This is a genomic window from Mesorhizobium sp. BR1-1-16 (assembly GCF_020165495.1).
Lineage (GTDB): Bacteria > Pseudomonadota > Alphaproteobacteria > Rhizobiales > Kaistiaceae > Kaistia.
The window spans coordinates 41,888-63,082 of sequence record NZ_JAIUIE010000010.1 but is presented as its reverse complement, the minus strand read 5'-3'; the positions used below and the strand labels follow the sequence as shown (position 1 = coordinate 63,082).

19 protein-coding genes are annotated in these 21,195 nt (G+C 65.0%); 10 read left to right on the top strand and 9 right to left on the bottom strand.

Annotation, left to right across the window (positions count from 1 at the left end; all coding sequences use genetic code 11):
* Nucleotides 1–37: 37 nt before the first annotated feature.
* The 7 genes from LB518_RS18850 to LB518_RS18820 all read left to right on the top strand — a co-directional run bounded on the left by LB518_RS18850 (nt 38) and on the right by LB518_RS18820 (nt 7,646).
* A complete protein-coding gene (locus LB518_RS18850; protein ID WP_224579348.1) occupies nt 38–979 on the top strand; it encodes a sugar-binding transcriptional regulator in 942 nt (313 codons plus the stop codon).
* A gap of 122 nt (nt 980–1,101) precedes the next feature.
* Nucleotides 1,102–2,421 (top strand): ABC transporter substrate-binding protein, encoded by a 1,320-nt coding sequence (locus tag LB518_RS18845; protein WP_224579347.1) that lies wholly within the window; start codon nt 1,102–1,104, stop codon nt 2,419–2,421.
* Between the two features lie 150 nt (nt 2,422–2,571).
* A complete protein-coding gene (locus LB518_RS18840; RefSeq protein WP_224579346.1) occupies nt 2,572–3,447 on the top strand; it encodes a carbohydrate ABC transporter permease in 876 nt (291 codons plus the stop codon).
* A 10-nt stretch (nt 3,448–3,457) separates the two neighbouring features.
* Nucleotides 3,458–4,288 (top strand): carbohydrate ABC transporter permease, encoded by an 831-nt coding sequence (locus LB518_RS18835; protein ID WP_224579345.1) that lies wholly within the window; start codon nt 3,458–3,460, stop codon nt 4,286–4,288.
* Nucleotides 4,289–4,326: 38 nt separating this feature from the next.
* Nucleotides 4,327–5,331: an ABC transporter ATP-binding protein gene (locus LB518_RS18830; RefSeq protein WP_224579344.1), complete on the top strand. Its 1,005-nt coding sequence runs from the start codon at nt 4,327–4,329 to the stop codon at nt 5,329–5,331.
* Nucleotides 5,332–5,445: 114 nt separating this feature from the next.
* On the top strand, nt 5,446–6,918 hold the full coding sequence (locus tag LB518_RS18825) for a mannitol dehydrogenase family protein (RefSeq protein ID WP_224579343.1): 1,473 nt from the start codon (nt 5,446–5,448) through the stop codon (nt 6,916–6,918).
* A 14-nt stretch (nt 6,919–6,932) separates the two neighbouring features.
* A complete protein-coding gene (locus LB518_RS18820; RefSeq protein ID WP_224579342.1) occupies nt 6,933–7,646 on the top strand; it encodes an HAD family hydrolase in 714 nt (237 codons plus the stop codon).
* Here LB518_RS18820 and LB518_RS18815 read toward each other — a convergent pair.
* Nucleotides 7,619–8,281, bottom strand: coding sequence for a class II aldolase/adducin family protein (locus LB518_RS18815; RefSeq protein WP_224579340.1), 663 nt, complete (start codon nt 8,279–8,281; stop codon nt 7,619–7,621). The two genes, LB518_RS18820 and LB518_RS18815, sit on opposite strands and share 28 nt — an antisense overlap.
* Before the next feature lie 265 nt (nt 8,282–8,546).
* On the opposite strand from LB518_RS18815, the gene allB reads away from it, so the two are divergent.
* Nucleotides 8,547–9,902 (top strand): allantoinase AllB, encoded by a 1,356-nt coding sequence (gene allB, locus LB518_RS18810; protein ID WP_224579338.1) that lies wholly within the window; start codon nt 8,547–8,549, stop codon nt 9,900–9,902.
* A gap of 12 nt (nt 9,903–9,914) precedes the next feature.
* On the opposite strand, the gene LB518_RS18805 is transcribed toward allB, so the two are convergent.
* From LB518_RS18805 to LB518_RS18795, 3 genes are read right to left on the bottom strand one after another with little or no spacing between them, the layout of a single operon-like run.
* The gene (locus tag LB518_RS18805) at nt 9,915–10,694 is read right to left on the bottom strand and encodes an SDR family NAD(P)-dependent oxidoreductase (RefSeq protein ID WP_502845848.1); all 780 of its coding nucleotides are present in this window, start codon (nt 10,692–10,694) and stop codon (nt 9,915–9,917) included.
* A gap of 22 nt (nt 10,695–10,716) precedes the next feature.
* The gene (locus LB518_RS18800; protein ID WP_224579334.1) at nt 10,717–11,526 is read right to left on the bottom strand and encodes an SAM-dependent methyltransferase; all 810 of its coding nucleotides are present in this window, start codon (nt 11,524–11,526) and stop codon (nt 10,717–10,719) included.
* Nucleotides 11,527–11,568: 42 nt separating this feature from the next.
* Nucleotides 11,569–13,326 (bottom strand): uracil-xanthine permease family protein, encoded by a 1,758-nt coding sequence (locus LB518_RS18795; protein ID WP_224579332.1) that lies wholly within the window; start codon nt 13,324–13,326, stop codon nt 11,569–11,571.
* A 189-nt stretch (nt 13,327–13,515) separates the two neighbouring features.
* Between LB518_RS18795 and LB518_RS18790 the strand changes: the two genes are divergently transcribed.
* Nucleotides 13,516–13,854: an STAS domain-containing protein gene (locus tag LB518_RS18790; RefSeq protein WP_286198763.1), complete on the top strand. Its 339-nt coding sequence runs from the start codon at nt 13,516–13,518 to the stop codon at nt 13,852–13,854.
* A 3-nt stretch (nt 13,855–13,857) separates the two neighbouring features.
* On the opposite strand, the gene LB518_RS18785 is transcribed toward LB518_RS18790, so the two are convergent.
* Genes LB518_RS18785 through LB518_RS18770 form a run of 4 tightly spaced genes read right to left on the bottom strand, consistent with a single transcriptional unit; the run spans nt 13,858 to nt 19,050 of the window.
* Nucleotides 13,858–14,370: a GFA family protein gene (locus tag LB518_RS18785; RefSeq protein WP_224579329.1), complete on the bottom strand. Its 513-nt coding sequence runs from the start codon at nt 14,368–14,370 to the stop codon at nt 13,858–13,860.
* Between the two features lie 20 nt (nt 14,371–14,390).
* Complete coding sequence (locus LB518_RS18780) at nt 14,391–16,307, bottom strand: PP2C family protein-serine/threonine phosphatase (RefSeq protein ID WP_224579327.1); 1,917 nt, start codon at nt 16,305–16,307, stop codon at nt 14,391–14,393.
* 2 nt (nt 16,308–16,309) lie between these two features.
* Nucleotides 16,310–17,464, bottom strand: coding sequence for an ATP-binding protein (locus LB518_RS18775; protein WP_224579325.1), 1,155 nt, complete (start codon nt 17,462–17,464; stop codon nt 16,310–16,312).
* Nucleotides 17,461–19,050, bottom strand: coding sequence for a transporter substrate-binding domain-containing protein (locus LB518_RS18770; protein ID WP_224579323.1), 1,590 nt, complete (start codon nt 19,048–19,050; stop codon nt 17,461–17,463). The genes LB518_RS18775 and LB518_RS18770 overlap by 4 nt, the downstream gene beginning before the upstream one ends.
* 102 nt (nt 19,051–19,152) lie before the next feature.
* Between LB518_RS18770 and LB518_RS18765 the strand changes: the two genes are divergently transcribed.
* Nucleotides 19,153–20,034, top strand: coding sequence for an amino acid ABC transporter substrate-binding protein (locus LB518_RS18765; RefSeq protein ID WP_224579321.1), 882 nt, complete (start codon nt 19,153–19,155; stop codon nt 20,032–20,034).
* A gap of 19 nt (nt 20,035–20,053) precedes the next feature.
* Here LB518_RS18765 and LB518_RS18760 read toward each other — a convergent pair whose 3' ends face one another.
* Complete coding sequence (locus LB518_RS18760) at nt 20,054–21,190, bottom strand: ABC transporter ATP-binding protein (protein WP_224579319.1); 1,137 nt, start codon at nt 21,188–21,190, stop codon at nt 20,054–20,056.
* Nucleotides 21,191–21,195 lie beyond the last annotated feature (5 nt).

The following is a 21,195-nucleotide window of genomic DNA, read 5'->3' as shown; positions in this document are numbered from 1 at the left end:
ATTGGCGCCGAGCCAATTGAGCAGGGGTCGATCGACCATGGTTTCGTCCGAGAGGCTCGAGGACGCGTCACGGGCCGCGTGGCTCTACTACGTCGCCGAGAACACACAGGATCAGATCGCCCAGAAGCTCGGTGTCTCCCGCCAGGCCGCGCAGCGTCTCGTCTCGCTTGCCGTTGCCGAAGGCCTCGTCAAGGTGCGCATCGACCACCCGATCGCCGCCTGCCTCGAACTCGCGCGCCGCCTCACCGACCGTTTCCAGCTTCGCCATTGCGAGATCGTGCCGGCCGACCCGGCGGCGCCCGGAGCGCTCGGCGGCATCGCACGCGCGGCGGCGGCGGAAATGGAGCGCTGGCTGTCGCGAACCGACCCGCTCGTGATGGCCATCGGAACGGGGCGCTCGCTGCAGGCTTCGGTTGACCAGATGCTGCATATCGACTGCCCGCAGCATCGCGTCGTCTCGCTGACCGGCAGCATCCTGCCGGATGGCAGCACCTCGCATCACAGCGTGATCTATTCGCTGGCCGGACGGATCAGCGGCGCCACCTTCCCGCTCCCCTTCCCCGTCGTCGCCTCGTCGAGCCATGAGCGGGAAACGCTGCATGCCCAGGCGATGATCAAGCCGACCCTGGCCCTGGCCGAACGCGCCGAGGTCACCTTCATCGGCATCGGCGACATGGCGAGCGACTCAGCCATGGTTCTCGATGGCTTCCTCAGCGGCGGCGAGCAGGTACTGCTGGAGCGGTCCGGCGCCGTCGGCGAAATCATCGGTTGGGCATTTGATGCCGAAGGCCGCATCCTCGATATCGGGACCAATGACCGGATCGCTTCGGCGCCGGTGCCAGACCGGGATCTCGGGCTGGTGATCGGCATCGCCGCCGGCGCACGCAAGCGCCAGGCGATCGGCGCGGCCTTGACCGGACGCCTCGTCAATGGCCTCGTCACGGACGAAGTCATGGCGGCGATGCTGCTCGCGGACTGACGGCCGCACCGCTTCAACTCTCTCGCATTGTGCAACGCAAGATCGAATTTCGTTGACCGCCCCTGCCCTCTTGTGAGTATTTTCCCGCTCGTCGGGCAAATGCCCGATACAGGGAGGATGTAATGAAACTCAACCGACACCTTGCGGGCTTTGCCTCGCTGGTCGCGATCGCAGCGGCTGGACCGGCTCTGGCCGAGACCACGCTCACCATCGCAACCGTCAATAATGGCGACATGGTCCGCATGCAGACCATGACGGACGATTTCACCAAGGCCAATCCCGACATCAAGCTGCAGTGGGTCACCCTCGAGGAAAACCAGCTGCGCCAGAAGGTGACGACCGACATCGCCACCAAGGGCGGGCAATACGACGTGCTCACCATCGGCACCTATGAGGTCCCGATCTGGTCGAAGAACGGCTGGCTGGTGCCGCTCGACAATCTCGGCGCCGACTATGACGTCGACGACCTGCTCCCGGCCATCCGATCGGGCCTCTCGACCGATGGCAAGCTCTACGCAGCGCCGTTCTACGGCGAGTCGAGCTATGTCATGTATCGCAAGGACCTGATGGAGAAGGCCGGGCTGACGATGCCCGACGCGCCGACTTGGGACTTCATTCGCCAGGCGGCCGACAAGATGACCGACCGCGCCAATGGCATCAACGGCGTCTGCCTCCGCGGCAAGGCCGGCTGGGGCGAGAACATGGCGTTCCTCACCGCGATGTCGAACTCGTTCGGCGCGCGCTGGTTCGACGAGAAGTGGCAGCCGCAGTTCGACCAGCCGGAATGGAAGAACACGCTGCAGTTCTATGTCGACCTCATGAAGGCCGATGGCCCTGCCGGCGCTTCGTCGAATGGCTTCAACGAAAACCTCACTCTGTTCCAGCAGGGCAAGTGCGGCATGTGGATCGATGCCACGGTCGCTGGCTCGTTCGTGACCGACCCGAAGGCCTCGACCGTCGCCGACAAGGTCGGCTTCGCGCTCGCGCCGGATACCGGTCTCGGCAAGCGCGGCAACTGGCTCTGGGCGTGGTCGCTGGCGATCCCGGCCGGCTCTGCCAAGGTTGAAGCTGCCGAGAAGTTCGTCGGCTGGGCGACTTCGAAGCACTACACCGAGCTCGTTGCGGCCAAGGAAGGCTGGGCCAACGTTCCTCCGGGCACGCGCACCTCGCTCTACAAGAACGCCGACTATCTGAAGGCGGCGCCCTTCGCCCAGATGACGATCGACTCGATCAATTCGGCAGACCCGACGAAGCCGACGGTCAAGCCGGTGCCCTATACCGGCGTGCAGTTCGTCGCCATCCCCGAGTTCCAGGGGCTCGGCGACACCGTGGGCCAGATCTTCTCGGCGGCCCTCGCCGGACAGACCAGCGTCGATGATGCGCTGAAGCAGGCGCAGGACGTCTCGACGCGCACCATGACCAAGGCCGGCTACATCAAGTAGCGCAAGTATCGAGTGCCCGAGGCTTCGGCTCCGGGCACTCGTCTTGAACGGGATCTTCGATGAGGAGCCCGCGCGCCAATTCCGGCCTGAACAGGTACGGAGCGCGGGCGGGCGCCTTATCCAAGAAGACAGGGCTGGTGGGAGGCAGGAATGGCGGCGACCGTCAATACGCGCAAGCTGGCGCGGACCATGCTGATGCCGGCAGTGATCATTCTCTTCATCTGGATGATCGTGCCGCTGCTATTGACAATCTGGTACTCTTTCCAGAATTACAATCTTATCAATCCCGTCAATGCCGGCTTTGCCGGCTGGTCGAACTACAAATACTTCCTGACCGACCCGGCCTTCTTCCAGGCCTTCGCCAACACGCTGATCCTGACCCTTTCGGTGCTGGCGATCACCGTGATCGGCGGCATCCTGCTCGGCCTGCTGCTTGACCAGTTCATCTATGGCCAGGGCATCGTCCGCATTCTCGTGATCTCGCCGTTCTTCATCATGCCAACCGTCGCAGCGCTGGTCTGGAAGAACATGCTGATGAACCCGAACTACGGCATCTTCGCCTGGATCGCGACCCGGCTCGGATTTGCCCCTGTTGCGTGGCTCGAGACCTTTCCCCTGCTGTCGATCATCCTGATCGTCGCCTGGCAGTGGCTGCCCTTCGCAACGCTCATTCTCCTGACGGCGCTGCAGTCGCTCGACGAAGAGCAGAAGGAAGCGGCCGGCATGGACGGCGCCAATTTCGCCAGCCTGTTCGTCTACATCACGCTGCCGCATCTTGCCCGTGCGATCACGGTCGTCATCCTCATCGAGACGATCTTCCTGCTTTCGGTATTCGCCGAGATCCTGGTCACGACCAGCGGCGGGCCGGGCTATGCCTCCACCAATATCGCCTATCTGATCTATCATCAGGCCTTGCTCGACTATGACGTCGGCGGCGCCTCTGCGGGCGGTGTCGTGGCGGTCATCCTCGCCAACATCGTCGCGATCTTCCTCGTCCGCCTTGTCGGCAAGAACCTCGACGCGTGAGGAGAGAACCATGGCCCGCGCAATCAGCCCGCAGAAGAAATGGACCTTCACGATCCTGGCCTGGATCGTGGCGCTCATCATCTTCTTCCCAATCCTCTGGACATTCCTGACCGCCTTCAAGACCGAAGGCGACGCCATTCTCTTTCCGCCGGCCTTCCTGCCGCCGCACTGGACGCTGGAGAACTTCTTCGAGGTCCAGACGCGATCGAATTACTTCAAGCACTTCTTCAATTCGGTTGTCATCTCGGTCGGCTCGACGCTGATCGGCCTTGTCATCGCGGTGCCCGCCGCCTGGTCGATGGCCTTCGCGCCGACCAAGCGGACCAAGGATATCCTGATGTGGATGCTCTCCACGAAGATGATGCCGGCCGTCGGTGTGCTCGTGCCGATCTTTCTCATCTTCAAGAATCTCGGCCTGCTCGATACGCTCGGCGGCCTGACCGGCATCCTGATGCTGATCAACCTGCCAATCATGGTCTGGATGCTCTACACCTATTTCCGCGAGATCCCGATCGACATCCTCGAGGCCTCGCGGATGGATGGGGCGGTGCTCTGGAAGGAGATCGTCTACATCCTCCTTCCGATGGCGATCCCGGGTATCGCCTCGACGCTGCTGCTCAACGTCATTCTCGCCTGGAACGAGGCGTTCTGGACGCTGAACCTGTCGGCGGCGAATGCGGCACCGCTCACGGCCTTCATCGCCTCCTATTCAAGCCCCGAGGGCCTGTTCTGGGCGAAATTGTCCGCAGCCTCGACGCTCGCCATCGCGCCCATCCTGATCCTCGGCTGGTTCAGCCAGAAGCAGTTGGTGCGTGGCATGACTTTCGGCGCAGTGAAATGACTTTCGGCGCAGTGAAATAGACGACGGGGAGAGAAAAAATGGGCAAGATCGTCCTTGAAGGCGTCGAGAAGCACTTCGGCAACGTGAAGGTGATTTCGAATGTCAGCCTCACGGTCGAAGACGGCGCGTTCGTCGTCTTTGTCGGCCCATCGGGCTGCGGCAAGTCCACGCTGCTCAGGCTGATCGCCGGGCTCGAGGACGTGACCTCCGGCAAGATCTATATCGACGGCGTGAATGTCGTCGACTTGCCACCGGCCAAGCGCGGCCTCTCGATGGTGTTCCAGTCCTATGCGCTCTATCCGCATATGAGCGTGCGCGGGAACATCGGCTTCGGCCTGAAGATGGCCGGCATGCCGAAGGAGGAGATCAGGACGAGGGTCGACGCGGCTGCGGCAACGCTGAACCTGACACCCTATCTCGAGCGCAAGCCGCGCATGCTTTCCGGCGGCCAGCGCCAGCGCGTCGCGATCGGACGCGCCATCGTCCGCGAGCCGAAAGGCTTCCTGTTCGACGAACCGCTCAGCAATCTCGACGCGGCGCTCAGGGTCAACATGCGCATCGAGATCGCGCGGCTGCAGAAGAGCCTCGCCACCACCGCGATCTATGTGACGCATGACCAGGTCGAAGCCATGACGATGGCCGACAAGATCGTCGTGTTGAATGCCGGTTCGGTCGAGCAGGTCGGTTCGCCGCTAGAGCTTTATGAACGGCCCGACAACCTCTTCGTCGCCGGCTTCATCGGTTCGCCAAAGATGAACCTGATCACCGGAGCAACGGCCGAACCCTACGGCGCCGCGACGATCGGAATCCGTCCCGAACACCTTGCTGTCGCGGGTGACGGCGATGGCTGGGCGGGCACGATCAGCGTCGCCGAACATCTCGGCAGCGACACGTTCCTCTATGTCGAGGTGCCTGGTGTCGGCCTCCTCACGGCGCGAACGCAGGGCGAGGTGGCGTTCCATGCAGGCGAACGCGTGATGCTGCATCCAGACCCGGCACGGCTGCACCGTTTCGACAAGAGCGGCCTGGCGATCCGCAACTGAGCGCCGACGCCGTCACGGCCATGGTTGAATGTCGGCGCGCGGCCATGGATGATCCGGCCCGCCGCCGGCGGAGAATCGAGCGGCAACGCATCGAGTAGCGAGAAGAACCCCGAAATGGCGATCAAGCTGTCGACCACCACCCTGCCCGCGATCGCCGCCACGGCGCGCGTGCCGCATTATGACCGCGCGGCGCTCAGTGCCGGCATCCTGCATTTCGGCATCGGCAATTTTCATCGCGCGCATCAGGCTGCTTATCTCGACGATCTGTTCTCCACCGGGCGCGATTTCGATTTCGCGATCATCGGCACCGGCGTCACCGGGCATGATGGCCGCATCGCCGCCCTGCTCGCGGACCAGGACCTGCTGACGACTCTGGTCGAGCAGGAGGCGACGAGTTCGCTCGCCCGCGTCACCGGATCGATGATCGCCACCATCGCGCCGGGTGATCGCGAGAAGATTCTCGATACTCTCGCGGACCCTTCGATCCGCATCGTCTCCCTGACCGTCACCGAGGGCGGCTATTTCATCAATGCCGCCACCGCAGCCTTCGACCCCCAGAATCCGCAGATTGTTGCCGACGCTGCCGATCCGGAGCATGCAAAGACGGTGTTCGGCCTGATCATCGCCGGCCTCAGGCGCCGCCGCGATGCGGGCATCATCCCGTTCACAGTGATGTCCTGCGACAACCTGCCCCATAATGGCACCGTAGCACGCAACGCCGTCGTCGGCCTTGCCGCTCTGTCCGACCCCGCCTTCGCGGCCTGGATCAAGGACAATGTCGCTTTCCCGAACGGCATGGTCGACCGGATCACACCCGCGACGGGAGACCGCGAAAAGCAGTTGCTCGCCGACCAGTTCGGTATCGAGGATGCCTGGCCGGTCTTCTGCGAAGACTTCCGGCAATGGGTGCTTGAGGACAACTTCCCGGCCGGCCGGCCGCATCTCGAAGATGTCGGCGTGCAGTTCGTGCCAGACGTGACGCCCTTCGAGATGATGAAGATCCGCATCCTCAATGGCGGCCACGCCGTGATCGCCTATGCAGGCGGATTGCTCGACATCCATTTCGTCCATGAAGCCATGGAGCATCCGCTGGTTGCCGGCTTCCTCGAGAAGGTCGAGACCGAGGAAATCGTCCCCGTGGTGCCGCCGGTCCCCGATACCGACATCTCCGCCTATTTCGAGCTCATCAAGCATCGCTTCGCCAATCCGAAGATTGGCGACACCGTCCGCCGCCTCTGCCTCGACGGCTCCAACCGGCAGCCGAAATTCATCATCCCGACGATCGCCGACCGCCTGTCGGGCGGCCTGCCGATCACGGGCCTCGCGCTCGAATCGGCGCTCTGGTGCCGCTATTGCTTCGGCACGACCGACAGCGGGGCGACGATCGCGCCGAACGATCCCAATTGGGAGCGCCTGACGGCGACGGCGGCGCTTGCCAAGGACGACCCTCTCGCCTGGCTGGCGATGGAGGACCTCTATGGCGCGGTCGGACAGAACGACGTGTTCCGCAAGGCGTTCTCGGAGGCCCTCACCGCGCTCTGGCGCGACGGGACGGCTGCGACCCTGACGCGCTATCTCGCCGCCTGACGCAGGGCGAGCGCGTGCGCGATTTCGGGCTGGTGATCTTCGACTGCGACGGCGTCGTCGTCGATAGCGAACCCGTGGCGATCGCTGCTTTGGCCGAATTCCTGCAAGGCATCGGCCTGCCGGTCGCGGCGGATTATGTCTATCGCAATTTCCTCGGGCGGAGCTGGGCGACCGTCACAGCGCTGCTCGCCCGCGACTTCGCCATCCGCCTCTCGAGTGAAGAGATCGAGGCCTACAAGGAACTGCTGTTCGATCGCATTCGCGCGCGAGTCGAGCCGATGCCTGGCATCGCCACTGCCGTCGCGGCGCTGCGGCACCCGGTCTGCATCGCATCGTCGAGCACGCCGGAGCGCCTCGACGTTTCGCTCGGCAAGGCGGGGCTTCGTGAGCGTTTCATGCCGCATGTCTTCAGCGCGTCGCTCGTCAAGCGCGGCAAGCCCGCGCCTGATCTCTTTCTTCATGCGGCCAATGCGATGGGCTTTGCGCCTGCCGACTGCCTCGTCATCGAGGATAGCCCTGCCGGTATCGAAGCCGGCAAGGCGGCCGGGATGGTCGTCGCGGCCTTTCTTGGCGGCTCGCATATCGCGCCTGGAAAGCTGCGGCCGGTGGCGCTGGCGCTCGAACCGAACATCGTGTTCGAGCATATGAGTGAATTGCCGGCCGTTCTGGCCCGTTTCGACGCGATCCGCGCCGCCGTCCATCAGGCCGGGCGCGCGACGCCGCCGTAGTTCGCGGCAAGGCCCTTTTCGAAGGTCTCGCGCATTTCGCCCTCGGACAGCAGGATCGGGCCGCCGATCAACAGCGCGTTGAAATATTGCTGCGCGATGGTCTCGAGTTCGACAGCACGCCACATCGCGTTCGGCAGGTCATAGCCTGTCGCGATCGCACCGTGATTGGCCAAGAGCACCGCCGAGCGCCCCTCCATCGCCTTCAGGACGTTCAGAGAAAGCTGCTCGGTTCCATAGGTCGCGTAATCGGCACAGCGCACATCGTCGCCGCCGAACACGGCGATCATGTAGTGGCAGGCGGGGATCGCGCGCCGTGTCATCGCGAGGCTGGTGCAATACATCGGATGCGCGTGGACGATCGCGCCGACTTCGGGCCGGGCGCGCATGATGTCGCGATGAAAGCGCCATTCGGTCGAGGGCGGCCTCGGTCCCTCGAAGGCGCCGTCATCCGCGCCGAGCGACATCGAGACGATCTCCTCGGGCAGCATGCGATCATAGGGGATCGAGGTCGGCGTGATCAGCATGCGATCCCCGAAGCGAACCGAGATATTGCCGGATACGCCCTGATTGAGACCGTTGGCGTTCATCTTGAGGCAATGGGCGATGATGTCCCGGCGACAGTCGAGTTCGGTCATCAAAGGGGTCCTGAGCGAGGCGGTCAAAAGGGCGGCGACCTCCGCTCTTTGCCGGCCGCTAGCGCTGGGGTCAACGGGAATGATGGTTGCCGATTTTCCGAATGACCCACTGCTCGCAAATCAGGCTCGCATCGTCGCACGGCCTCGGATATTGCCGTCGCGAAGGATGCGGGTTGCATGGAGCAGCCCTCGTCATGTCCCTGCCGGGCACAGATGATCGAGGCGCGCCCTCGACCCGGCCATGCAGCCCCGGAGCAGTCCAGCCATGGCGCCAGCCGATCTCGTCATCCGCAACGCCCGCGTCGTCGCCCGGGATCGCGACTTCCGAGGCGGCGTTGCGGTCAGCGACGGGCAGATCACGGCCATCTTCGAAGGCGAAAGCGATTTACCGGCGACCGACGTGATCGATGCGGCCGGCCTCGTACTGATGCCGGGTCTCGTCGATGGTCACGTGCATTTCTCCGAACCCGGCCGTGGTCATTGGGAGGGCTTCGAGACCGGCAGCCGTGCTGCGGCGGCGGGCGGGATCACCACATTCGTCGAGATGCCACTCAACGCGCATCCGCCCACCGTCGATGCGGCGGCGCTGGCGTTGAAGCAACAGGCGGCCGAGAAGAGCGTTGTCGACTATGCGCTCTGGGGCGGGCTCGTGGAGGACAATCTCGCCGATCTCCCCGGCCTGCAGGCCGGCGGCGTCGTCGGATTCAAGGCCTTCATGTGCACCGCGTCGGATTTCCCGCGTGTCGATGCCAGGCTGATGCGGGCCGGAATGGCCGCGATTGCCGGCTTCGGCTCCTTCCTCGCCGTTCATGCCGAGGACGAGGCGATGACGGACGGGCTGACCGCGACGCTGCGCTCCGCCGGCCGCACCGATCGTGCTGCCTGGGGCGAAGCGCGGCCGATTGCGGCCGAACTTGCCGCCATTGACCAGGCGATCATTATCGCAGCCGAGACGGGAGCGCGACTGCATATCGTGCATGTCTCATCGTCCGCCGGAATCGACCGCATCAGCGCCGCCAAGGCGCGCGGTATAAGGGTCACCGCCGAGACCTGTCCGCATTATCTGTTCTTCGACGAGACCGATCTCGAACGGATCGGGCCGCTCGCCAAATGCGCACCGCCGCTGCGCGCGCCTGCCGAGCGGGAAGCGCTCTGGGAACGCGTGCTCGCTGGTGCCGTCGACGTCATCGCGTCGGATCATTCCCCTTGCCTGATCGAGGAGAAGACCGCCGGCGATGCCGACATCTTCAAGGCCTGGGGCGGCATCTCCGGGCTGCAATCGACCCTGCCGGTGCTTCTAACGGAGGGACCGAGACGCGGCCTTTCACTCGCCGCGATCGCGAGAATGACCGCAACCAACCCGGCCCGGCTATTCGGGCTCGATCCGCAGAAGGGCGCGATCACGGTCGGCGCCGATGCCGATCTCGTTCTCGTTGATCCCGATGCGGCGTTCACGCTGGCGGAGGAGGACCTCTTCTACCGCAACCGCCACAGCGCCTATGTCGGCGCGCATTTCACGGGCGCGATCCGCCAGACCATCAGCCGCGGGGAAACCGTGTACGTCGACGGAGTCGTGACGGCGCTTCCCCGGCGTGGCAGGCGGCTCGAAGGCCGCCGTTGAGTGAACAGGCGCTCAGCGCGCCGTCCAGCCGCCATCGACGAGGATGGTCTGGCCGGTGATCATGGCGGCAGCGTCCGAAGCCAGGAAGGCGACGACGCCCGAGACTTCATGCGGCTCACCGATCCGATGCAGCGCCGCGATCCTGTCGATGACGTCGGCACGGAAGGCTTCGTCGGCCAGCATGTCCGCGGTCCCATCGGTTCGGATGAAGGTCGGCGCGATACAATTGACGCGTACGTCGTAGATTCCCCATTCAACCGCGAAGCACTTCGTCATATGGGCCACGGCGGCTTTCGAAAGGCAGTAGACGCCCTCGCCCGGCAATGCCACGGCGCCGGCCTGCGAGCCGATATTGATGATCGCGCCGTGTCGGCGCGCGATCATGTGGCGCCCGACATATTGCGACATGAAGAAGGTCGAGCGGACGTTGACGTCCATGACGGCCGCGAAATCCGCCTCACTGACGCTCTCGATCGGCGCCATCGGGATGCCCCCGCCGGCATTGTTGACGAGAATGTCGATCTGCCCGAAGGCGGCGAGCGCCTTGTCGACAGCGAGCCGAGCCTGGCCAAGATCGCGCACATCGAGCTGCAAAGCGACCGCGCGGCGACCAAAATCCGCGATTTCCGCGACGAGACCATGATCGTCGGCAGCATCGCGGAGGCCGAGCGCGACATCGGCGCCCGCAGCCGCCAGCGCCAGGGCCGAGGCGCGGCCGAGACCTCTGCCTGCCCCCGTCACCAGCGCGACGCGGCCCGTCAGGTCGAAACTCGGCAACTTCGTCATGGTCATTTCCTCCAGGGGCCGGCGGCGCTCAGCGCCGCGGAACGGCCACGACGAGATATCCATAACCCCAATCCACCGGAAGAATGCCCGAGAGACGGTCGTCGATCCAGCCGATGATCGCGCGATGCGTCACGGCATATTCGGGCAGCACGCTCTCGCTGGTCAGATGCTCGATCGCGAAGCCGGCCACGGCAAGCTCGGCGACGATCTCCTCGCGGCGATAGAGATGATAGAATAGCGCGATGGTGTCATTGCCCGCATCGCGATTATAGCGGATATCGCCGGGTTCGAGGCCTGGAAAGACGGCTGCTTCCGCCTGTGCCGCACGAAACCTTCGCCGCACATTCGGCAGTCCGAGGACGAGCCGGCCACCTGGCGCGAGATTGCCGCGCAGGTCCTTCAGAAGGGCCAGCCGGTTTGCGCGACCCGCGACATGGCCGAGAACGCCGAAGCCCAGCAGAACCGCATCGAACCGGCCCGACCCGTTGACGAGACGCCGATATTCGGTGCCGCTGGCATCGACGACCGCGATCCGACCAGCGAGGCCCGCTTCGGCCACGGTCGCGGTCAAATGGTTGCGCGCCACCGGGCTGATATCGACAGCGACAACCTCGGCCTCGCGCTCGCGCGCCAGCGCGAGACAATAGCGCCCTTCGCCGGCGCCATAGTCGAGCAGACGCCCGCCGATCGGCAGCGCCGCGCGCAGGAAGCGCATCGTGCGGCGGTTCGGGCGCGGATAGCGCCTCTGGTAAAGGCCCGACGAGAAATAGGCGTCGTAGCTCTCCGCCATGTCGGGGAGCGGGAGCGCGCCATCCGGTGGGCAAACAGTCACGGGCATGGCTTTCCGGTGTCCGCCGGGCTTCGGGCTCAAAACGTCACGTCAATGTTCGAAATGCAGCCTGAGGATCGAGGTCCCCGGCTCTGGCCCGGCCCGGCTCGACAGACGGTCGGCGAGGCGGCGCAGCAGCGTGCCCGAAATGCTCGACATCGCCGCATCAATGGCCGAGTCGTCATCGCCATCGAGGAGGCTTTCCAGATCCGCCACCGCGACGTCGCCAACGGGCATCGGAGCGCCGGAATGGACCAGTTCGATATCGAGGTTGAGCTCGTCGAAGCTGCCGCCGATGCCGATAACGTGGCGGTCGCCCCCGGCCTGGTCGATCGCCTCAGCAGCTTCGACAGCGGCGAGCGCGGCGCGGCGGACGACATCGCGCCGTGCCGCCCAGGAACCACCGGCCTCCTCGATGAAATCGGTAATCTGGATCGACACCGGCGGGCCGTCGGCGGCGAGCTTGATCGCCAGTTGGCGTCGGATGCCGAGCCGGAAGACGAGGTTGAGCACGATCGCGATGACGCCAGTGACGATGAAGCCTGAACCGACGAGATGGCGCAGCGCCGGATGCGCCCGCTCGGCAAGGCCCGGCATCAGGAGCACCGTGACACCGCCAAGCAGCGAGATGCCGACGATGAAGATGCCGCGCGTATCGAGTTCGCGCGAAGCAATGAGGTCGATGCCCGCCGCCATCAGGAAGGCCGCCGCATAGAGCTCGATCGCGCCGATCACCGGCGTCGGGATCAGCGTCAGCGCCAGGGTCGCCTGCGGCAGGAACGCGACCAGCATCAGGATCGCCGCCGTGGCGAGCCCGACTGTGCGGCTGGTGACGGCACTCGCATGGCAAAGGCCGATATTGGCCGAGGAGGTGGCGGTCGGCATCGACCCGAGCACGCCGCCGATCAGATCGGCGATACCGGCGCCGAGCACGCCGCGGCTCGCCTGTTTCATGTCCGGACGGCGCCAGTCGGCATCGTCCATCCTGTCGAGCAGGATCAGGCTGCCGACGGTGTCGATCTGGGTCAGGATAGCGATGAAAGCGAGGCCAAGCAGCAGGCCGACCGGAATGTCGACGACCGGTGTCACGAGCTCGGGCATCGCGACCGGCGCTGCGGACATCAAGACCGCGCCGCCTTCAAGGCGTCCCATGAAGAAGGCCGCGGCAACGCCCGCGACGACGCCGATGAGAAGCGCCAGCAGCTTCAGTCGCCGGTTACCCCATACCGAGAGCCCGACGATCAGCGCCAGCGTGATCGACGACATGATGAGGCTCGGAATATCGATGACGAAGTCGTGGCCGAGACTCCAGGAGTGTTCGACCGCCTCGCCCACGAGCGACATGCCGCCGATCAGCACGACGAGACCAGCGACGATCGGGGGGAACAGGCCGCGAAGGCGCGGCAAGAGCGGCGCGATCGCCAGTGTTGCCACTGCCGAGACCACGGTCATCGTCACCATGCCGCCGGGGCCGGTCACGGCGAGGATCGGTCCTGCCAGCGGCACCATGAACACAGAGGGCATGTGGATCATCAGCGACCCTGAGCCGAGGCGACCGCCCCAGGCCTGCAGTGCCGTGCCGATCGCCATGGCGATAATGGTGACGGCAAGAAGATTGCGCGTCTGGTCGACAGAGAGATTGGCGTAGCGGGCGAGCGCCAGCGTGTAGGCGAGCAAGCCGAGCGCCATCACGGCATGCTGGAACCCGAGCGTGATCGCCGTCGCAATCGGCGGCTTCTCGTCGGCGGAGAAAGAAAGCTCATGCGGGCGCCGTCGCGGCCGCGACGGTGGCATTTTCAACGCAATCATCGTTCGGCTTGTCCGCCTCTTGCGCAGCGGTCATTGCCGCGACAATCCGATCGATGCATGCTGTTCCTCGCCTCGGCCTCGGCCCCGCGCTACATTGCCCGGTCGCTGGTGGCCTGCAAAGTCATTTTTGCCCCGGGCGCCATCCTGATCACGGATTGCGCGCAACCCGACCAAGAAACTGGAGTTGAGATGAACGTTACGTTCGAGAGCGTTGGCACTGCCTCGGTCATCGACCTCCTCGGCCGCCTCGACAGCGCCAATGCGGCAACGGTCGAAGCCGAGCTTCTTTCCTATCTCTCGGAAGGCAGCGGCGGCGTCGTGATCGATTTCCAGCGGCTCGACTATATTTCCAGCGCCGGTCTCAGGATCGTGCTGGTCGTCGCCAAGCGCATGAAGCAGGCCGGCCGCAAGCTCGTGCTCACCGGCTTCCAGTCGAACATCAAGGACGTGTTCGAAATCAGCGGCTTCCTCAATATCCTCGACGTCGCGCCCTCGCGCGCGGAAGCCGTGAAGCGGACCGAGGGCTGAAACTTAGGATTCGTCGCGGCCGCTGGGCGGCCAATCCGTCGTGTCATGATCGGGGTGCTGACGGTTGCTCGCCTTGATCCGCGGGAGATAGCCCATGGGATCATGCGAATAGGTCGGCCGATCGCCCGGCAGAGATACGAGCTCGGAGAACCATTCGACGCGGCTTTCGTTGCCATACTGGACGACCGGCGGGACGCGCGAAGGTTGGTCGAAGGCCCCGGCCATCACGCCGATATCCGGGAAGTCCGGATAGTCGAAGATCATCGGCGTGCCGCATGCGCTGCAGAAGCCGCGACGAGCGAGCGCCGAGCTTCGAAACCAGGAGAACGCGCCGCGCGTCACGCGAAAGTCCGACTTCTGTACCGGGCAGATCACCGCGAATGGACCGCCGACCGCCTTCTGGCACATGCGGCAATGGCAGACATGCACATTGCTCGGCGGCGTGTCGCAGGCGAAACGCACCGCGCCGCACTGGCACCCTCCGGTGAGGCGGCCATCGCCAGGTTGATCGGCCATGTCGGATCTCCTTCGCTCGACTAAGAGAGGATCGTCTCGACGGGTGGGCCGAGATAACGCACCACGAGACAGGTGATGTCATCCGATTGCGGGGCGCCGGCGACGAAGGCCGAGACCGCGCCCGTGACGGCCGACAGCACCGCTTCGACGGGCCGCATGGCGGCATCGCGCAGCGTCGCCTCGATGCGGGCTTCGCCGAATTCGCGCCCGGCGCTATCCATCGCCTCGGAGATGCCGTCGGTATAGAGGAACAGCGTGTCACCGGCGGCAAGACGCGCGAGCTTGTCGCCGTAGGGCATGTCCGGCATCACGCCGAGCGCCATGCCGCCCGTCCCCGGCAGCCCGGCAACGCTGCCATCGGCACGGCGAATGATAAGCGGCGGGTTATGGCCGCCATTGGCATAGGCAAGCTCACCGGTCTCGATATCGAGGATGGCGTAAAAGGCCGTGACGAACATTTCCATCGGGTTTCGGGCACACAGCACCTCATTGGCCCGTACGAGACAATCGCCGGGCGAGCCGCCATCCATGGCGCTCGCCTGGAGAACGGTGCGGGAGATCGCCATGAAGAAGGCCGCCGGCACGCCCTTGCCCGAGACGTCGGCGATGACGAGACCGAGGCGCCGTTCGTCGAGCGGGAAGAAATCATAGAAATCGCCGCCCATCTCGCGCGCCGGCACCATCGACGCCTTGCCGGCATAGGCCTGGCTCACCGGCAGTGATTCGGGCAGCATCGCGGCCTGCAGGGTCTTTGCGGCCTGCAGCTCCGCCTCGACGCGGCGGGCCGAATCTTCGAGCAGCGCATTCTTCTGCTCGAGCTCCAGTGTTCTCGCCCTGACCTCCGCCTCGAGATCTTCCTCGCGCCGCTGCACCTTTACGGCCATATCCTGGAAGACGCGGGCGAGCGTGCCGATCTCGTCCTGCCGGCCGGTCATCCGATCAAGGCTGTCGGGGTGGAAGCTCCGCGCCTCGATTTCGCGAGCCGCCGTCGTCATCGCGAGCACGGGACGAGCGATGCGCCGCGCCGAGACCGACGCGATGGTGGCGCCGGCGGCGAAGACGAGGGCAGCCGAACCGACGCCGTAGATGAGAAGATCGGAGAGCAGCGCGTCAAGGCGCTGGTTCGACATCTGGATCATCACCGCTCCGATGACGATGCCCGCCGTGTCCCTGATCGGCGCCGAAACCCAGAGATGGTGACCCTTCAGCTCGGATGTCGCCGCCCCGGTCGAGATCGTCTCGGCGGGCAGATCGACGAGGTCCTTCGGCGTCTTCTCCGCGCCGACCTGTGCCAGCGATTTCTGCTGGTCGTCGAGCACCTCGATCGAGATGATGTCGTTGCGATTGAGCATGGCCTGCATCAGCACGGGCACCGAATTGGCGGCACGGACGCCATCGAGCGCGCGAACGGACTGACCGACAATCAACGCCCTGCCCGGCCCGGCGCGGACGCCGACATAACGGACGCCATCGACGGCGGGGCCGAAATCCACGCTGTATCGGCGCCCTGAAACCAGCCCGCGCAACGCATCGCGCGACAGCGTCTCCGGCAGCGTCTGGCCGTTGATGACCGAGCCGTAATCGCCGACCGAACTTGCGAGGATGTGCAGATCGCTGTCGACCAGCCAGATCGAATCGAGATTGCCGCGCGCGACGATTTCGGCGAAGCGGTCGCTGACATCGGGGATCGAAACCTGCCCGACGTGATCCGCCGTCAGCGCCAGCGTCGTCAGGACGTCGGTGACGATCTCCTGCGCCTCCTCGAGCGCCACCTCGGAGAGACGCGCGCTCTCGGCAATGATGCGCGCCACCACCTGGGCCTGGCCCTCGGCCTGCTCGATGAGGGCATTGCGGCCGAGCATGCCGAAGACGAGCGACACGACGAGAATGGCGAAAGCGATGCAGCTCGCCACGAGAATGATAAGACGGCGGGTCAACGTCACGGCACGATACCGCCATCGGTCGTACCGCTTCGCATCATGACGAGACGCAGCGTGTTGCGGTCGCCCTGGCGGCGATAATAGGCCCGGTCGATCATGTTGCTGATGAGATGGACGCCAAGGCCACCGACTGGCCGCGTTTCCAGCGGGGCGTCGAGATCGGGCTCGGGTGCGTCACGAAATGGATCGAAGGCGTCGCCGCCATAGCCGAGTTCGACGGTCACCTCGTCCGGCCGGCGGTAGATCGCGACTGCCAGGCGCCCGTCCGAAGCGCCGCCATATTTGACGACATTGGTCACCAGCTCCTCGACAGCGAGCGACAGGCGGAACACGGCCGCCGAATCGAGCACGCCCTCACCCGCCTCCTCGACGCCCGACTGGATCGTCGCGATCGAATCGTTCGAGACCGGCAGGTCGAAGGTGAGATCCAGCACCGATTGGCCGCTCACGAATACGTCTCCTTCAGGCAGGGCCTGCAAGCTGTCCTCGGCCAGCGCGCTCCGTTCGCCGAGGTCGACCCGCGCTCCGGCTGCGGTCCCGGCCCGCTGGCTGAGCCGTAGCTTGGCATAGCCCATGAGCCGGGCCAACGGCCAGCACAGCACGAGGAACCACAGCATCGTATAAAGATAGATCCAGAGGATCGCGCGCGGATCGCCGACGGCGGCGATCACCGTATTGGCCCGCTGCACGATCTCCGGAACGCCGATCACCGATGCGGTCGACGATGCCATGATGATGATCAGAAGATAGGTGGTCCAGGCGGGGATGAAGTAGAGCGCCTCCACGCGTTCGCCGCGTTCGAGATGTCGAAGCGCGGAGAGCGCATTGTCGGAAACGAAGCCGGTGACGGCGACGGCAAGGGCCAGCGACGCCTTGAGCCAGTCCGGCAGCGGCACCGAAAAGGCACCGAGCGGAATCTCGGGCGGGACGACATAAGCGAGATAATAGATCAGCACGAAAGTCGGCGGCACGCGCGCCGCCGCGGTCAGGAACGCCGCGACGCCGGAACTACGCTGGCGCCCGCGGGCGAGCAGGAAGCCGAGCGCCGTGCCGATCACCATGGTCAGCAGGGAAATGCCGATATTGATCAGGAACCCGACGCCGAGATAGGGCGTCCAGGTCAGCAGCATCGGCAGGATCTCTCGCGCGTTCATTTCGCAAGCACCCGGCGCTCGAACACCGTGAAGAGATGCGCCACGGCGAGGACGATGACGACGTAGACGACGAGCAGGATGTTCATCATTACGGGGCCGTTGCCGTAGTCGGCGGCGATCGCCGTGCTGGCATGGACCAGTTCGGGCACCGCGATGGCGCTCGCCATGGCCGTTGCCTTCACCACATTGATCGAGCTGCCCATGATGGCGGGGTGCGCGAGCCGCAGGGTTCGTTTCAACCGGTGTTGTGGCGCGGCGCCGATCGTTGCGGCGGCCTCGGCGAGGGCCGCAGCATTGGCGGCACCGGCATAGAAGGAGAGGACGGCAACCGCACTCCAGAAGGCCGAGAGCGTCAGCCCGTGGATCGCGACCAGCCCGCCGATGCCGAAAAAGACCAGGTAGAGCTGCAGTAGCGGCGGCGTCATCCGCATCAATGTCAGCATCAGATGCAGGAGCGGCGTCAGCAGCGGAACCCGCCGGCGCAGCACGATCGCGCCGCCGGCCCCGATGCCGATGCTGCCGACCAGCACCGCAATGGCCAATGCGAGCGTCACCTGCAGCCCCTCGATCAGTCCGGCGCGGTGATAGCGGTCGTAAAATGGTGTCACGTCGATGCCGAAGCGATCGCGCAGCATGAGAGTAAAGCCGGCGAGGCCCACGACCTCCTGCGCCTCGATCAGATCGAGCTTACGGCAGGCAAGCGTCCAGCTGCCATCCTCCTGCCGCCGGCAGGTCAAACGACCATCGGCATCGTGGGCCGACCAAAGCGCGCCCGCGTCGCGAAGATAGGCCGAGGGCGGCAGCTTCCACTTGGCCTCGAGCGCGGCGAGGTGGCCATCGCGCAGCCATGTCGCGATCGTGTCGTCGAGCCGGATCGCGAGGCGGCCCTCGCTCGCCACTGCCACGGCCCAGGGCGACACGAAATCGGGTGGCAACAGACGGTAGCCAGGCCAATCTCCGCTGGAGATCTGGCGCTGCAGCGCAGCTTCGTCATAAAGCCAGCCATCGCAAGCCCCGTCGCGGAGCGCGAGCTCGGCATCGCGAATGCTGCCAAAGGCTTCGATACCCGCATTCAGCCGCGTTGCGACGAGGCGATTCCACAACGCGCCCTGCACGGCGCAGAGCGAGCGGTTTCGCAGATCGGTCCAGGCCCTGATCGGGCTCTGCTCCGGCAACAGCACGCTGGCGCCGCCGCCATAATAGCCAGGCTCGATCATGCGCACGAGGCGGCGACGATCGACCGTATCGCCGAGCGTCGCGACGACGGCGTCGATCTCGCCCGCGACGAGCTTCTGCAGCCGGTTCGCGCTCGTCACCGGAACCAGGACGAGCTTGACGCCAAGCGATTCGGCGAGGCCCGCAGCGACGTCGACATCATAACCGACGGTGTCGCCCGCTGCGTCGCGGAAGCCGAACGGTTCGTAGTCCGTCTTGACGCCGACGATGAGACTGCCGCGCGCCTCGATATCGTCGAGCTTGTCAGCACGTGCCGCCATGGCGAAGCCGACGACCACGATCGTTGCAAACAGGATCCTGACAAGAGCTCCCAATAGCCTTGCCCGTCGCACTGCAGCACGATCCGCCATTGAACTTCCGCCCTTCCCAACGCACCGTCCGATTGTCGGCAGCGACGATAAACGCTATCCCGTCACCAAAGCCTTCTCCAGAGCGACAGGGAGCATTGCGGCGTGGCCTCGAAGCAATCGACGATCGCGTTGGCACTCGCGCTGATGATGAGCCTTGTGGGCCTTACTCCCGCGAGCGGCGGAACGCTGGATCGCATCGCGGAGACGGGCGTCATCCGCGCGGGCACCCGCGCCGACGCCATACCCTTCGCCTTCGACAATGGCAGCGGCACGCCGGTCGGCTTCTCAGTCGATCTCATCGAGGAAATCCGGGCTGCGGCCGAGAAAGCCATCGGAAAGCCGATCAAAGTCGATCTTTCCGTGGTGACGCCGGCCAATCGGGTGCAACTCGTTGCCGATGGCAAGCTGGATATCGTCTGCGAGATCACGACGCCGACCTGGGCGCGCGAAAAACAGGTCGATTTTTCGATCCCGATCTTCCGCGACGGCACCCGCATCCTGACCTTCCGCGACACGCTGCGCACCGTCCCCAACCCGAAGGACATGCTGATCGGCGTCGCCGAGGGAACCACGACGGCAACGATCCTCCAGGAAGCGCTGCCGGGCGTCCGCATCAAGAACTTCCCGTCGATGGATGCTGCCTTCATCGCGCTCGGCAAGGGCGACGTTCAGGGCGTCGCCAATATCGGCGTGGTCCTGCTCGGCCTCTCCCGCAAGTTCGAGCCGAACCGCAGCGTCGTCCTGCTGCCGCGCTCGGCACCGTATGGCAACGAAACCATGTCCTGCATGCTGCCGCAGAACGACAGCGCCTGGCGCGATTTCGTCAATCACACCATCATCGATCTCGAAGATGGGCTCGCCGATTACCGCGGCCGCTACATGGACATCCACGACAAGTGGTTCGGGCGCGACGGCGTGATGGTCTACCCGCTCGACCGCTCGACCCGCGACTACCTGCTGCAATCAGATATCTGGGCGCGGTGAGCGCGCCGGAAGCCGATCGCTACGCCGCCGAGGCTCGGCCGGCGGCGGTTCCATAGTCCTCGCGCCAGGAGCGCAGCGGCGCGAGCGCCGTGCCGTCCGCGTCGAAGACATGGACATAGCCGGGCGCCGCGTCATAGGCGACGACCGCACCTTCGGCGATGTCATGGATGCCGCGCAGCGAGGCGATGACGCGCTCGCCGGACCCCAGCGCAGAAAAGAGGATCGTTTCGGCGCCTAGCAGTTCGCGCGCCGTCAGCTGACACTTCAGCGGTCCATCAGCAGCATGGATCAGATGCTCAGGGCGAACGCCGATTGTCACGGTCTTGCCGACGAGATCGCCCGGGCCTGCGACTGCGGCGCGGAGCGTTGCGCGGCCCTCATCGACGGAGAGACGGAGCCCGTTCTCCGACACGGCATCGACGCGGGCCGCGAGGAAATTCATTTGCGGGGCGCCGAGAAAGCCAGCGACGAAGCGGTTCCGTGGCCGGGCGTAGAGTTCGATCGGCGCGCCGGTCTGCTCGACGATACCGTCGCGCAGCACGACGATCCTGTCCGCCATGGTCATGGCCTCGACCTGATCGTGCGTCACATAGACCATGGTCGATTTCAGCCGGCGGTGAAGCGCCACGATCTCGCTGCGCATCTTCACGCGCAGCTCGGCATCGAGATTGGAGAGCGGCTCGTCAAACAGGAACGCCTGCGGCTCCTTGACGATGGCGCGGCCGATGGCAACGCGCTGGCTCTGGCCGCCTGAAAGCTGAGAGGGGCGGCGCTGCAGCAGATGGCCGATCTGCAGGATTTCCGCCGCCTCATTGATGCGGCGCTCGATTTCCGGCTTCGGGGTTTTCTGGTTCACGAGGCCGAAGCGGAGATTCTCGTAGACGCTCATATGCGGATAGAGCGCATAGGACTGGAACACCATCGCCATGCCGCGCGCCGAAGGCAGCAGATGATCGCACCGCCTGCCGGCGAGATGAACCTCGCCCGACGTGACCTCTTCGAGCCCGGCGATCATCCGCAGCAGCGTCGACTTTCCGCAGCCCGAGGGGCCGACAAAGACGGTGAAGGATGCATCCTCGACCGCTAGATCGATGCCGTGGATCACCTCGACCGACTGGTAGCTCTTGCGGACGGATTGGAGTTCGAGCCTTGCCATCTCCG

Coding starts and splice junctions, on each gene's coding strand:
- LB518_RS18840 (WP_224579346.1), top strand. CDS start 2,572: ATGGCGGCGACCGTCAATACGCGCAAGCTGGCGCGGACCATGCTGATG.
- LB518_RS18850 (WP_224579348.1), top strand. CDS start 38: ATGGTTTCGTCCGAGAGGCTCGAGGACGCGTCACGGGCCGCGTGGCTC.
- LB518_RS18795 (WP_224579332.1), bottom strand. CDS start 13,326: ATGATTGCGTTGAAAATGCCACCGTCGCGGCCGCGACGGCGCCCGCAT.
- LB518_RS18805 (WP_502845848.1), bottom strand. CDS start 10,694: ATGACCATGACGAAGTTGCCGAGTTTCGACCTGACGGGCCGCGTCGCG.
- LB518_RS18760 (WP_224579319.1), bottom strand. CDS start 21,190: ATGGCAAGGCTCGAACTCCAATCCGTCCGCAAGAGCTACCAGTCGGTC.
- LB518_RS18830 (WP_224579344.1), top strand. CDS start 4,327: ATGGGCAAGATCGTCCTTGAAGGCGTCGAGAAGCACTTCGGCAACGTG.
- LB518_RS18825 (WP_224579343.1), top strand. CDS start 5,446: ATGGCGATCAAGCTGTCGACCACCACCCTGCCCGCGATCGCCGCCACG.
- LB518_RS18785 (WP_224579329.1), bottom strand. CDS start 14,370: ATGGCCGATCAACCTGGCGATGGCCGCCTCACCGGAGGGTGCCAGTGC.
- LB518_RS18790 (WP_286198763.1), top strand. CDS start 13,516: ATGAACGTTACGTTCGAGAGCGTTGGCACTGCCTCGGTCATCGACCTC.
- LB518_RS18775 (WP_224579325.1), bottom strand. CDS start 17,464: ATGAACGCGCGAGAGATCCTGCCGATGCTGCTGACCTGGACGCCCTAT.
- LB518_RS18815 (WP_224579340.1), bottom strand. CDS start 8,281: ATGACCGAACTCGACTGTCGCCGGGACATCATCGCCCATTGCCTCAAG.
- LB518_RS18800 (WP_224579334.1), bottom strand. CDS start 11,526: ATGCCCGTGACTGTTTGCCCACCGGATGGCGCGCTCCCGCTCCCCGAC.
- allB (WP_224579338.1), top strand. CDS start 8,547: ATGGCGCCAGCCGATCTCGTCATCCGCAACGCCCGCGTCGTCGCCCGG.
- LB518_RS18835 (WP_224579345.1), top strand. CDS start 3,458: ATGGCCCGCGCAATCAGCCCGCAGAAGAAATGGACCTTCACGATCCTG.
- LB518_RS18845 (WP_224579347.1), top strand. CDS start 1,102: ATGAAACTCAACCGACACCTTGCGGGCTTTGCCTCGCTGGTCGCGATC.
- LB518_RS18770 (WP_224579323.1), bottom strand. CDS start 19,050: ATGGCGGATCGTGCTGCAGTGCGACGGGCAAGGCTATTGGGAGCTCTT.